The following is a 12,479-nucleotide window of genomic DNA, read 5'->3' as shown; positions in this document are numbered from 1 at the left end:
AAGGCGGTAGACCATCCCGCCTTCGTGTTTCCAATGCTTTTTACGAGAGGCCGAGCCGGCGCTCGATGCGGTCGAGGCGGCTTTCCACTCGGTCGAGCCGCCGGTCGAGCCGTTCGACGGCCCGCTCGAGCCGTTCGATGCGGCGCGCCCAACCGGCAAACGGCCCACCGGGATACCCGGGCCAAAATTGGCCGGCTGGCGGTTGTTGCCGATAGCTGTCAAACACCGGAACGTGGTAATATTCGTTCATGAGCAAAACCCCTTTCTGTATGTTTCCCTCATAGTGTATGGAAACAAGGCGAAAGCGGACTAGATGAACGCCCAGAGAATCCGTTTTTTTGGAGGGAGTTCCTGTGGATTTGCGCATTGATAAACTGCTCGCCCATATGGGATACGGGACGAGGAAGGAAGTAAAGAAGTTGCTGAAATCCGGTGCCGTGAAAGTGGACGGAGCACCGGTCCACGATGCGAAAACAAAAGTGCGACCGGAGGAGCAGACCGTGACGGTGTGGGGAGAACCGGTCGAGTATAAACCGTATATTTATTTGCTGATGAACAAACCGCCTGGTGTCGTCTCGGCGACGGAAGACCCCGTCGAGGAGACGGTCATTGATTTGTTAGAGGACGAGGATCGGCGGTTTGCCCCGTTTCCGGTCGGACGGCTTGACAAAGACACGGAAGGGCTTCTGCTGCTCACCAATGACGGCGCGCTCGCTCATCAGCTGCTGTCGCCAAAAAAGCACGTGCCGAAGACGTATGTGGCGATCATCGACGGTGAGGTGACGGAAGACGACGTGAAGGCGTTTCGGCGCGGTGTCGTGCTCGATGACGGCTATGAAACGAAGCCGGCCGAGCTCGTCGTGTTGAGATCGGGCCTTCGTTCGGACGTCGAGCTGACGATCACAGAAGGGAAGTTTCATCAAGTGAAGCGGATGTTTCGAGCGGTCGGCAAGCGCGTCGTCTATTTGAAGCGAGTGCGGATGGGGCCGCTTTTCCTTGATCCGGATTTGGCGGTCGGGGAATATCGCGAATTGACGGAGGAAGAGATCGAGCAGCTGAAGCAATACCGGCCGAACAGCGACGAAAAAAAAGGAACCTAGCAAGGGGGTTCCTTTTTTATGGAAAAGGAATGAATGTTCATTCGTCAGGACTTGCTTCTCTCATCTTGCCTCATCCCGCAGGCCGGCAGTCAGGCGGACAAGGAGTGCAGGCGAGAAGGCGCTTGGGCCGTCCGTTTTTCCTCGCCATTTCCGCTCTGTTCGGGCCAGAAGCGGCGCGTTTGCCAGCCTTTTTGGCACCAACAGATCAAGAGGAAATGCGCACTTTTTTGTTGGTGGTCGTCCATTTGCCCTTGCTCGGGCTGCGAACGAGATCATTGTACATAAGCACGTTTAAGTCGCGCTGAATCGTTCTTGGGGTGGTGCCGAACTCCTCAACCAGTTCCTGGGTCGTCACCGTTCCTTTTTCACTAATGTACATATACACGGATTTGATCCGGGTAAGCATCCGGTGTGTGGAAGGTTTCAAAAGACCACTCCCTATCTTAGCATCATTCGCATGGCACAACCGACAGCTGGCAGATGAGAGATGTCTTTCTCTGTTTGTTACCATTGTACACGAAACGGCTGGAAAAATGCTACCCGTTTGCCCGTATTCACGAAAAATTTAAACTTTTTGTTGCCGAATCGAAAACAAATGGTGACAAACGAAACATTTTGACTTCTTTTTTTTGATATGGTACGTTGACAACAGATGGAAAACCACGATGATGCCGGACCGGAGACGGCTGGAAGATCGTTCGGGCCCGAAGGCGGGGAAGCGATCCGGCTTGGCCGGTTTTTTCCGCAGTTGTCGACGGAAAAACGAGGCGGGCTGGCTGCGCTCTTGGCCGGCAGATCGTGTTTAAATGGCTCATCAGAGGCCGGTGATTGACTCGCGCAACCGCTTGCCGGAACTGTTTTTCAAGTCGAAAAAGCTTGTTGCATCAGCCTCTATGTTTGCGCGTTCCATTATCGATCAAGACAAGCAGCGATTTTTCACCAACCTTATAGAGGGCTGGTGAAAAACGGTTGTTTCTTTTGAGCAATGGGGAGCGTTTGAAAGACGATTCGGATGCGACAAGGATTTTCTATTTGAGAAACAGGCTTGAACAGCGGCTTGCTCCCTTAAATCACCGGCCTCATAGGACTGGAGGGAGAAGGGAATGACGGTAAACATCGATTGGTTCGAAGAGGCGCGGAAGCGGAAGGATGAGCTAGTTCGCGAGCTGCAAGCTCTCGTCCGCATCCCGAGTGTTCGCGATGACCGCAGCGCGGGCCCGGGCGCGCCGTTTGGCCTGAAGGTGGCTGAAGCGCTTGACTATTTGCTCCGCCGCGGTCGCGAAGAAGGATTTCGCGTGAAAAATGTCGATGGATTCGCCGGGCATTTGGAGATGGGGAACGGGGAGGCGCTCATTGGCGTGCTCGGTCATATCGATGTTGTGCCGGCGGGTGACGGCTGGACCGTTGACCCGTTTGCCGCCGAGGTCAAAAACGGTCGCCTTTACGGGCGGGGGGCGATCGATGACAAAGGCCCGACGGTGGCGGCGTTTTACGCGATGAAAATCGTCAAAGAGCTCGGGTTGCCGTTGAACAAGCGGGTGCGCCTTATCATCGGGGGCGACGAAGAGAGCGAATGGCGGTGCGTCCGCCATTATTTCGAGCATGAAGAAATGCCGGACGTCGGGTTTGTGCCTGATGCCGATTTTCCGATTATCCATGCGGAAAAAGGAATCATTGACGCCGATTTGATCTACCGGCCGGACGGCGAGAAAGAGGGGGAAGGGGCGACGCTTGTCTCGTTTCAAGCCGGCCGCCGCTATAATATGGTGCCTGATGCGGCCGAGGCCGTCATGAAAGGGGGGAAGGGGGCGGACGAATGGATCCGCCGGTATGAAGCGTTTTGCCGGGCGCGCGGGCTAAACGGCACGGCGAGCCGGGCGGACGAAACGGTGACGCTGGCGCTTGAAGGAGTGTCGGCCCATGGAGCGGAGCCGGAGAAAGGAACAAACGCCGGTGTGGCGTTGATGGAGTTTTTGGCGCTTCTTCCGCTTGATGGCCGCAGCCGCCCGTTTGTCGAGTTTGTTGCAGCAACCTTTGCCGGCGATACGCGCGGCCGGCGGCTCGGCCTTGCCTATCGCGATGAGGCGAGCGGCGAGTTGACCGTGAACGTTGGTTTGCTGTCGTATGACCGCGAGCGCGGCGGAATGGTGGGGCTGAATATTCGCTATCCGGTGACGGCGGATGGCGAATCGATCCGGCGCACGCTTTCCGACGAAGCGGCTCGATCCGGCTGGACGCTTGGCCGGTTTTCCGATACGAAGCCGCATTACGTTGAGCCCGATCAAGAGTGGATTCGCACGCTGCAGCGCGTCTATGAGGAGCAGACCGGCGAGCCGGCTCGCCTATTGGCCATCGGCGGGGGCACGTATGCCCGCGCGCTCAATGCCGGCGTAGCGTTTGGCGCGTTGTTTCCCGGTCGGCCCGATGTCGCCCATCAAAAAGATGAATACATCGACATAGACGATGTAATCAAAGCGACCGCCATTTATGCGCAAGCGATTTATGAATTGGCGCGATAGCCATCTCGGCTCGGCCCTCGCGACACGAGGGCGGCAAACGTTTGTGAAAAACGTGTTTTCTTGGCTTTTCACTAAAAAGGGCGGTGACGAAATGGCACATGATGTTCTTGAGCATTGTTTCCCCGATCGAAAAGCTCTGAAGCATGCGGCGGAGCGAAAATCGATGTTCCCGCTCTTTTATTTCTTGATTTTTTTCGCGTTTGGCGCGTTGTTTCCGCTGTTGTCCCTCTATTTGCAGGAAGAGGCGCGCTTGGCGGGGACGGCGATCGGCTGGATCATGTCGCTCCCTCCGATTGTGACGATGGCGGCGCAGCCGCTGTGGGGGATGGCTGCCGACTATACGCGCAAGCCGGTCGGGTTGCTGATGATGGCGCTTGGGCTGGCGGCGCTGTTCGGATGGTTGTATTCGTTCGCCGATGGGTATCGGGCGTTTGTGGTGCTGACCGTTCTTCTTTCAGCGGCGCAAAGCGCCATCGTGCCGCTTTCCGATAGCATTGCTCTTGAGCATGTGCGGACGCGAGGGGGAAACTACGGTGCGATTCGGCTTTGGGGGTCGCTCGGATTCGCTGCGGCGGTTCTTTTGTCCGGTTGGTTGTCCGAGCGTTTCGGATTCGCCGCCATCTTTTACGCATTTTCGGCGATGCTGTTGGCGGCGGCCGCGTTGGCTGCCCGGCTGCCGCGCTCGCAGGCGGCGCCGACGGGGCGGCTGACGGGGCGCGCCATCGGCGGGTTGCTATCGATTCGCCCGTTTCGTTTGTTGTTGGTGGCCGTCTTTTTGCTGTTCGGCCCGATTTTGGCCAACAACTCATATTTCGGGCTGCTCATTCATGAGCTCGGGGGAACGCTCACCGGCATCGGGGTTGCTTTTTTGCTCGCGGCTGGCAGCGAGGCGCCGTTTATGAAAGCGGCCGACCGCCTCATTCTCCGCTTCGGCATGGCCCGTCTGTTGCTGTTTGCGGCGTTCGTGTCGGCTGCCCGCTGGTGGCTGTATGTCGCCGATCCCCCCCTTTGGCTTGTGTATATGACGGCAGTGGTTCAAGGGTGTTCGGTTGGACTGGCGATTCCAACCGCGCTCCAGTGGGCGCGCCGCTTGGCACCAGAGCCCGTGCAGGCGACGGCTGTGGCGCTGTACTCGGCAGTCAGCAACGGCTTGGGCGCGTGGTTTTGCACGCTGGTGGGCGGTTATTTGCTCGAGCGCTGGGGGATGGGCGCCGTCTATTCGTTTTTTGGTGTCTGTACGCTCGCTGGCGCCGCGGTGCTTTTGGCACTTAGAAAACGAGAGGATCAAATGGGCAGGTGAACAGATTGAAACGGACTCATTACTTTATCGCGGTTCCATTGACGGATGAGGCAAAGCAAGCCATAGCTCGCTTTGCGGATCAGGCGGCGCCATCGCTGCCGTTCCGAACATGGGTGCACGAAAAAGACTACCATATTACTCTCGCTTTTTTGGGCGATGTGCCGCCGGATCAGATGGCGCCGCTTTCTGAGGTGTTAGCGGCAGCGGCCGCCCACCATGCCTCGTTTTCTCTTCAGCTCGCTAGGTTAGGGACGTTTGGGGAGCGGAAGGCGCCGCGCGTTTTTTGGCAAGGCGTCATCGAAAGCGAGCCGCTGCGCGCGCTGCAGCGCGATGTGTACGAAGCGTGCGTCCGCCTTGGCTTTTCCCTCGATCGGCGCCCGTTTGCCCCGCATATTACGATCGCCCGCCGCTGGCAAGGGGAAGAGCCGTTTGCGCCGGACTGTCTTCGCTCATTGGCGCCCGCTTCGGCGACGTTTTCTGTGCCGGAAATCGTACTGTATCGGACGAATATGGAGCGGACGCCGAAGTATGAAGCGATGGCCGCGTTCCCGCTGCTTGGGACGCCGACGGCCAGCAAGCGGTAGGAGGAAGGCGGCCATGGCACAGCTCATCAAGCTGCGGGATTGCATTTCTCGCTATGAAACGGACATTTATCATTATGTGCCGGAATTCATCCGCTTAAAAAGGCGGCAGTGGGAGCGGGCGAAGGCGCGATGGGAGGCGGAGCGCGACGGTGGAGCGAGGACGGACGGTGCGACAGAAATGGAAGAAGATTGGCTTGATCAGCCGTCATGGTGGGAGCGGCTGTTTCGGCGGCGCCGCGTTGATGAGGCCGCGGACGAGCCGCCGGCAGCGTCGCCGGGGGCGGCGACATTGGATGAATTGAAGCGGCAGTTTCTTGAGGAGATGTTCGCACTGCAACTTCGTTGGGCGAGTTCAACGGTCGGGCATGCTTCGTCTTTCGATGAGTCGCTATACAGCGATGAAACGCTGAAATATTTGTTGCAGCGGTTTCCAGACACGCATTTATGTTTTTATCGACCGGTCGCCATCGTTGGGCGGGCGGCGGTGGAATTGGACACGGTGGTGGTGACGCCGACGGCCGCTTGGTGCCTCGTCTTCGCTGAAGGAGCGCGTGACAACATCATCATCGCCTCGACCGGGCGCTTTTGGGTCGAGCGGGCTGGAGCGGTTGAGCGGAAGCGGGTCAGTCCGGTGGCGTCGCTGCGACGAACGGTTCGGGTCGTGGCCGATATTTTTGAAAAAGAAGGGATCGATTGGCCGCTTCACCCGGTGCTCCTCAACCGGTATGGCTATATCGACAGCGGCGGTTTGTTTCCATTCGTTCACTATATTGATAAGCGAAATTATGATGAATGGTTTTCCCGGCTGCGCCGTTCTCCGCTTCCGCTTCGCCATGGGCAGCTGAAGGCAGCGGCTGCGTTGCTTCGCCATTGCGCCAGTTTTTACGATGAGCGGCTTGCCTGGGCGGATAGCGAGGAAGGCGGGCCGTGAGCGATGAAAGCGCGCCCGACGTATTTGAGGCACCGGTGGTTCGCTCGGAAGTTGGCAGTTTTCGGCATGGAGGCGGGCACGAAAAATGTTTGCATGCCGGGGCGGTATTTCAGTATAATACAAGTAAAATGAACGGAAGAAGGACGCGGCATGGCCGTCCTTTTTATTTGTGCGCAAGAAGCAAACGGACACGTTTTTCTATTTTTTAAGTCGCAGGTGAACAAGCTTTGGAACAGTTATTAGGTAAGGAGTGGGAGATCACTCCGGCTGGCGGCGCCACAGGGGATGCGTATTTTGCCGAGTATGAAGGGAAAAAGCTGTTTTTGAAGCGGAACTCTTCGCCGTTTCTTGCCGTTTTGTCGGCGGAAGGGATCGTTCCGAAGCTCGTCTGGACAAAACGGTTGGAAAACGGCGATGTGTTTACGGCTCAACAATGGCTAAACGGCCGGGAGCTCAAGCCGTGCGAGATGGGGAGCGACCAAGTGGCGGCGCTGCTCCGAAAAATTCATACGTCCAAGGAACTGGCGGCCATGCTCATGCGGCTTGGCAAGTCTCCGCTGCCCCCGAGCGGCCTGCTGGCTGCGCTGGAACGGCAGCAGCGGCGCCAGCCGAGCGAGGAGCCTTTGGTTCGAAAAGCGCTGGACTGGCTCGAACAGCGCGTTTTGTCGCTGCCTGACGATCAGCGTGCCGTTTGCCATTGCGACATCAACCATAACAATTGGCTGTTGGCTGATGACGGCACGTTGTATTTGATCGATTGGGACGGCGCGGTCATCGGCGATCCGGCGATCGACATCGGCATGTTGCTTTATTTATATATTCCGCGCGCTAGGTGGAACGCATGGCTTGACCGTTATGGGTTGGCGTGGAGCGAGGGGCTCGCCCTTCGAATCAAATGGTACACGCTTGCTCACGCGCTTCATTCGCTGTTTTGGCCGAAGGGAAAAGACCGCGACAAAGAGCGGGAGCAGTCGCTTCATTTAGTGAAACGGGTGCTGGCTGGCGACGAAGCGGAGCCATAAGCGAAAGACGTCGTCCGTGGCGAGGATTGTCCGAGATGGCCCGGATCGACGGAGCGAGCCGTAAGCGAAAGGCGGCTCCCTCGCCCCTTTGGCGCCCGGCGAGCGCGGCTGGGCCCGGAACCTAGGAAACGTACGGGCCCGTTGTCTAGAAGGCTGGTGACTTAGGGGCAATACCGCTTTCCAACACTGTTTCTCAAACAACGCTACCATTTAATCCCTTGGGATTTATCACCAATCGAGCGAATCGGTTGTTTTTCACCAGCCTTCTAGGTCTTGGCCACGCGGTCGCCCGCCGGGAGGGCGCTGGCACGAGGGAACGAAGAAACGCGGGGCTGAAACAAGATCGCCGCCTAGCTCCGCTGGGCAAAAAAACGATCCGTCTCAAGCCGGTCGATTAGCGGCCGAGCAGAGCCGGGTTACGACAGTTGGTCCACCCAGTCAGCCAGCTCGCGTTGGTGGGCGCTAATGTGGGCGTTCAGATCGGCGGTGAATTTCCCGCCTTGTCCGTAGGCATAAATGTTCGGCAGAATGTCCTTGACATTTGCGCTCACTTCGTTGTTCGCAAGCAGCGACTTGACAAGCCGTTCGATTTGCTCGCATTCGGCCACCGTTCCGCAGCAATCGAGTTGATGTTCCGACAAAATGTCGCGGAGGATGGTCAATTGGTGGGTGTGGTCGAGCGGCATGTCGGTCACCGTCCTTTCACAAAATGGGTACAGTTGTAGCATGCCCTGGCGGTGCCCCGTTTATAAGAGAGCGAGCGAGAAAACCCACTTCTTTCGATGGGGGATGAAAGCGAGCGCAACGATCTAACCCGATGGGACGGGCGATGACACACCTTTTCACCTAGGCGTTGTCCGAACCAGAAATGAATGAAGGCGCGAACGATCTAGGATGAAATCACGAGTCTTTTGGGCTGTTTGCTTCTTTGACTGCCACTCCTTCAAGGCAACAAATCGAACATGAGTAGAGGTGTCCATATGCGTTTGCGCAACAAACCATGGGCGAAAGACAAAATCGCCGCTTATCCGCAACATGTCATCCCTGATCCGGAAGCCCAGCGCGGGCGCTGGCGCGAGCTGTTTGGCAACGACGGGCCGATTCATGTGGAGATCGGCACGGGGAAAGGGAAGTTTCTCACCGAAATGGCCCGTCTTCACCCCGATATGAATTTTATCGGCATTGAGCTGTACCCGAGCGTGCTCGTGTCCGCGCTTGACAAGCTGATCGAAAGCGGGCTTCCGAACGTCAAGCTGCTCAATGCGAACGCCAAAGACCTCACCGCCTTTTTCGCCGAAGGAGAAGTCGCCCGCATTTATTTGAACTTTTCCGATCCGTGGCCGAAAAAGCGGCACGAAAAGCGGCGTCTGACGCATCGAGGTTTTTTGTCGCTCTATGAGCGCGTTTTGGCAGAAGACGGAGACATCCATTTGAAAACGGACAATCAGTCGTTTTTTGAATACTCGCTTGTCAGCTTGTCCCAATACGGATTTGTGCTTGCCGCCGTTCAGCTCGATTTGCATCGGAGCGATGTCGTCGGCAACGTCATGACGGAGTACGAGGAAAAGTTTTCCTTGAAAGGGAACCGTATTTATCGCTGTGAGGCGGTGCGCCCGCCTAGGCGGCCATGATCGGCGCTGGCCGAAAAAGGGGACTGCTTTTAACCTAATGGAAGAAGCGGAGCAGCGCAGCGGCCAGAGAGGACGGATGGGTGACCGCCTGCTTTTAACCTAATGGAAGAAGCGGCCTCGCGCTTCTTGGGTAAGACCGCCGATTCAGCCTGCTTTTCACTTACCTAACGGAAGAAGTCTCCGACTTCAAAACAAAGTGAAAAGAGGAGATGAATTCCGGGTCCATCTCAAAAAGGAAGGCCGGCTCCCTTCAATCACTGGCCTTTTAACCGTCCGCGTAGGCGGTGGGAGTATGTTACGACATAACAACCAGCAAGCACATATAGACGAGAGAGGGAGCTCTTTTTGCATCCCTCTCTTTTTGATTTCCACCCGTTGAAGAAAATGGTACACTAAGAACAGGGGGGAGAGGAGCATGGAGCAATTGACAGTCGGACAAGTGACATTGACTTGGCTGAACGGAGGAGTTACGCATCTTGACGGCGGGGCGATGTTCGGCGTTGTGCCGAAGCCGCTTTGGTCGAAAAAATATCCGCCCAATGCCAACAATCAAATTGAGCTGCGCACCGACCCGATTTTGGTCGAGGCCGGCGGCAAGCGGTTGCTCATTGAGTCCGGCATCGGCAACGGCAAGCTGACTGAGAAGCAAAAGCGCAATTTCGGCGTCACCGAGGAATCGGCGCTCGACGAATCGCTCGCCGCCCTTGGGTTGACGCGCAATGACATTGATGTTGTTCTCATGACCCACCTTCATTTCGATCATGCGTGCGGGCTGACGGTTTGGGAAGACGGCCGGCTCGTACCGGCGTTTCCGCGCGCGGCCATCATTACTTCGGAGGTCGAGTGGGAAGAGATGCGCCAGCCCAACATTCGCTCGCGCAACACGTATTGGAAAGAAAATTGGGAACCGATCGCCGACCAAGTCGTGCCGTTTACGAAAGAAACGGAAGTCGTCTCCGGCATTCGCCTCATACATACCGGCGGGCATAGCGCCGGCCATGCGATCATCTTGATCGAATCGGAGGGGGAAATGGCGATCCATCTCGGCGATTTGCTCGGCACGCACGCCCATCAAAACGTCCTTTGGGTGATGGCGTATGACGATTACCCGATGGATTCGATTTTCGCCAAACAGCGCTGGCTTCCGTACGGCATCGAGCGGAACGCGTGGTTTACGTTTTACCACGATGCCTATTACCGGGCGGTCAAATGGGGGGAGGACGGCGCGATCGTGGAACAGGTGAAGCGCAACCGGCCGTCGCTATAACGGCCGCGTGTCAACGATGGCGCCGGTGTACGCGTTCACCCAAAATTCGTCCTCTCCGTCATCGCGGCAAACGCCGCCGCGGTAGACGGTGTACGTCCACCCGTTTTTTTCATAGCGCTCGGGATGGGTTTGAATCCAGGAGCCGCGAATCGGATGCGGCCCGCCGAGCGCTTGTTTTGCCAGCTTCAGCGCGCGTTCGGGTGAAAGAAGCGCAGGGCGGCCGGAAGCGCGCGCCATGTACAGGGTCGCGGCACCGACGGCGGCGCCAACGAGCCATTTTTTCCAAGCCATGTGCACATTCCTCCTTTTGCTTTGCTATCGTTTAGTATAGCCGATGTTGGCGAACGATGTAAGCAAAGCGGAAGGGAAAAAGAAAGGGGAACGGTGATGAACGAAGACACACGGCAACTGTTTCAAACGCTGACCGAACTGCCGGGAGCGCCGGGCCATGAACACGCGGTACGGCAGTTTATGCGCAATGAGCTCGCCAAATACGCGGATGAAATCATTCAAGATCGCCTCGGCAGCATTTTCGGTGTCAAGCGCGGCGACGAGACGGGCCCGACGGTGATGGTCGCCGGCCATATGGACGAGGTCGGATTTATGGTCACGGCGATTACCGACAATGGTATGATTCGCTTTCAAACGCTCGGCGGCTGGTGGAATCAAGTGCTGCTCGCCCAGCGCGTGCAAATTATCACGAACGACGGGCCGGTCGTCGGCGTCATCGGCTCGATTCCGCCGCATTTGCTCGATGACGAGCAGCGGAATAAACCGATGGAAATCAAACAGATGCTCATCGACATCGGCGCGGAAAGCCGTGAGGACGCCGAGCGGATCGGCATTCGTCCGGGGCAGCCGATCGTGCCGGTCAGCCCGTTCACGGTGCTGGCAAACGGGAAAACGGTGATGGCGAAAGCGTGGGACAACCGGTTCGGCTGCGGGCTCGCCATCGAGCTGTTAAAAGAGCTGAAAGAGGAATCGGTGCCGAACGTGTTGTATGCCGGCGCCACGGTGCAAGAGGAAGTCGGGCTGCGCGGGGCGCAGACGGCAGCAACGATGATCGATCCGGACATCTTTTTTGCCCTTGAGGCAAGCCCGGCAAACGACATGTCCGGCGACAAACAGGCGTTTGGCCAGATCGGCAAAGGAGCGCTCGTCCGTTTGTACGATCGGACGATGGTGACGCACCGCGGCATGCGCGAGTTCGTGCTCGATACGGCGGAAACGATTGGCGTTCCGTATCAGTTTTTCATTTCCCCAGGCGGAGGGACGGACGCCGGACGGGTTCATATCGCCAACCGCGGGGTGCCGTCGGCGGTGATCGGCATTTGCGCCCGTTATATTCATACGCATGCCGCGATCATTCACGTCGATGATTATGCGGCGGCGAAAGCGCTCATCGTTGAGCTTGTCAAACGGTGCGACCGGGCAACCGTTGAAGCGATCCGCGCCAACAGCTAAACAAAAACGAATGACGGCAAAGAGGCAAAACAGATCAGGAGGGAGAAGCGTCGGCTTCTCCTTTTCCATGCTAGGAGGATGAGTAATGAAGGCAATTGCGGTCGGAACGAAGAACGAAGCGAAAATCGCTGCCGTCCGCGCGGTGTTCGGGGAGACGGACGATCGCATCATTCCGCTTGAGGTGCCCTCAGGCGTCTCCCGGCAGCCGCTTTCGGACGAGGAAACGCGGCGTGGCGCGATCGAGCGCGCCACGCGGGCGCTGGAAGCGATAGAGGCGGACATCGGCATCGGGCTTGAGGGCGGTGTGATGAACATCGACGGGCAATGGTGGCTTTGCAACTGGGGAGCGCTCGTTGACCGAAACGGCGTGACGGTCGCAGCCAGCGGTGCGCGTCTCGCCTTGCCGCCGGAGCTCGGCGCCGGGCTTGAGGCGGGGCGCGAGCTCGGTGAACTGATGGAGGAGTATACAGGGCGGCGGAATATCCGCACAAAGGAAGGGGCGGTCGGCGTATTTACGAGCGGACGCATCGACCGCGCGGCGATGTTTTCCCATATCGTCGCGCTGTTGGCTGGCCAATACGAATTTTTTTGTCAAAACGGTCCGTTCACGGTATGATAAAGGAGAATCGCTGGCGCCGCCATAAAACAAGGAGGCAGACGG

At 57.5% G+C, this 12,479-nt stretch carries 14 protein-coding genes; 10 read left to right on the top strand and 4 right to left on the bottom strand.

Annotation, left to right across the window (positions count from 1 at the left end):
• Positions 1 to 40 precede the first annotated feature (40 nt).
• Positions 41 to 250 (bottom strand): hypothetical protein, encoded by a 210-nt coding sequence (locus tag ACTVIM_RS13735; RefSeq protein ID WP_033020157.1) that lies wholly within the window; start codon positions 248 to 250, stop codon positions 41 to 43.
• Positions 251 to 353: 103 nt separating this feature from the next.
• Here ACTVIM_RS13735 and ACTVIM_RS13730 point away from each other — a divergent pair, with 103 nt between their 5' ends.
• Positions 354 to 1,100 carry a pseudouridine synthase gene (locus ACTVIM_RS13730; protein WP_445612921.1) on the top strand — a complete coding sequence of 249 codons (747 nt, stop codon included), beginning with the start codon at positions 354 to 356 and terminating at the stop codon, positions 1,098 to 1,100.
• 205 nt (positions 1,101 to 1,305) lie between these two features.
• Here ACTVIM_RS13730 and ACTVIM_RS13725 read toward each other — a convergent pair whose 3' ends face one another.
• Complete coding sequence (locus tag ACTVIM_RS13725; RefSeq protein ID WP_033020155.1) at positions 1,306 to 1,527, bottom strand: DeoR family transcriptional regulator; 222 nt, start codon at positions 1,525 to 1,527, stop codon at positions 1,306 to 1,308.
• Between the two features lie 676 nt (positions 1,528 to 2,203).
• Here ACTVIM_RS13725 and pepV point away from each other — a divergent pair.
• The 5 genes from pepV to ACTVIM_RS13700 all read left to right on the top strand — a co-directional run bounded on the left by pepV (position 2,204) and on the right by ACTVIM_RS13700 (position 7,456).
• Positions 2,204 to 3,619, top strand: coding sequence for a dipeptidase PepV (gene pepV / locus ACTVIM_RS13720; RefSeq protein WP_445612920.1), 1,416 nt, complete (start codon positions 2,204 to 2,206; stop codon positions 3,617 to 3,619).
• A 91-nt stretch (positions 3,620 to 3,710) separates the two neighbouring features.
• Positions 3,711 to 4,919: an MFS transporter gene (locus ACTVIM_RS13715; RefSeq protein WP_445612919.1), complete on the top strand. Its 1,209-nt coding sequence runs from the start codon at positions 3,711 to 3,713 to the stop codon at positions 4,917 to 4,919.
• 5 nt (positions 4,920 to 4,924) lie between these two features.
• Positions 4,925 to 5,503 carry an RNA 2',3'-cyclic phosphodiesterase gene (thpR, locus tag ACTVIM_RS13710; RefSeq protein ID WP_445612918.1) on the top strand — a complete coding sequence of 193 codons (579 nt, stop codon included), beginning with the start codon at positions 4,925 to 4,927 and terminating at the stop codon, positions 5,501 to 5,503.
• 13 nt (positions 5,504 to 5,516) lie between these two features.
• Positions 5,517 to 6,434 carry an NERD domain-containing protein gene (locus tag ACTVIM_RS13705; protein WP_445612917.1) on the top strand — a complete coding sequence of 306 codons (918 nt, stop codon included), beginning with the start codon at positions 5,517 to 5,519 and terminating at the stop codon, positions 6,432 to 6,434.
• A 227-nt stretch (positions 6,435 to 6,661) separates the two neighbouring features.
• Positions 6,662 to 7,456 (top strand): phosphotransferase, encoded by a 795-nt coding sequence (locus ACTVIM_RS13700; RefSeq protein WP_445612916.1) that lies wholly within the window; start codon positions 6,662 to 6,664, stop codon positions 7,454 to 7,456.
• Between the two features lie 416 nt (positions 7,457 to 7,872).
• Here ACTVIM_RS13700 and ACTVIM_RS13695 read toward each other — a convergent pair whose 3' ends face one another.
• Positions 7,873 to 8,142: a YtzH-like family protein gene (locus tag ACTVIM_RS13695; RefSeq protein WP_033844364.1), complete on the bottom strand. Its 270-nt coding sequence runs from the start codon at positions 8,140 to 8,142 to the stop codon at positions 7,873 to 7,875.
• Positions 8,143 to 8,436: 294 nt separating this feature from the next.
• Here ACTVIM_RS13695 and trmB point away from each other — a divergent pair, with 294 nt between their 5' ends.
• Together trmB and ACTVIM_RS13685 are read left to right on the top strand one after the other, a co-directional pair.
• On the top strand, positions 8,437 to 9,087 hold the full coding sequence (gene trmB / locus ACTVIM_RS13690) for a tRNA (guanosine(46)-N7)-methyltransferase TrmB (RefSeq protein ID WP_445612915.1): 651 nt from the start codon (positions 8,437 to 8,439) through the stop codon (positions 9,085 to 9,087).
• Between the two features lie 415 nt (positions 9,088 to 9,502).
• The gene (locus ACTVIM_RS13685) at positions 9,503 to 10,354 is read left to right on the top strand and encodes a YtnP family quorum-quenching lactonase (RefSeq protein WP_445612914.1); all 852 of its coding nucleotides are present in this window, start codon (positions 9,503 to 9,505) and stop codon (positions 10,352 to 10,354) included.
• Here the strand turns inward: ACTVIM_RS13685 and ACTVIM_RS13680 are convergent.
• Positions 10,349 to 10,645, bottom strand: coding sequence for a PepSY domain-containing protein (locus ACTVIM_RS13680; RefSeq protein WP_445612913.1), 297 nt, complete (start codon positions 10,643 to 10,645; stop codon positions 10,349 to 10,351). The genes ACTVIM_RS13685 and ACTVIM_RS13680 overlap by 6 nt on opposite strands.
• Positions 10,646 to 10,741: 96 nt before the next feature.
• On the opposite strand from ACTVIM_RS13680, the gene ACTVIM_RS13675 reads away from it, so the two are divergent.
• Positions 10,742 to 11,818 carry a M42 family metallopeptidase gene (locus ACTVIM_RS13675; protein ID WP_445612912.1) on the top strand — a complete coding sequence of 359 codons (1,077 nt, stop codon included), beginning with the start codon at positions 10,742 to 10,744 and terminating at the stop codon, positions 11,816 to 11,818.
• An 85-nt stretch (positions 11,819 to 11,903) separates the two neighbouring features.
• Complete coding sequence (locus ACTVIM_RS13670) at positions 11,904 to 12,434, top strand: DUF84 family protein (protein ID WP_445612911.1); 531 nt, start codon at positions 11,904 to 11,906, stop codon at positions 12,432 to 12,434.
• The last annotated feature ends 45 nt before the right edge of the window (positions 12,435 to 12,479 follow it).

The sequence above is a fragment of the Geobacillus sp. YF-1 genome, assembly GCF_052692335.1.
Note: the sequence above shows the minus strand (reverse complement) of the source record. Positions and strands in the feature narration are given on the sequence as shown.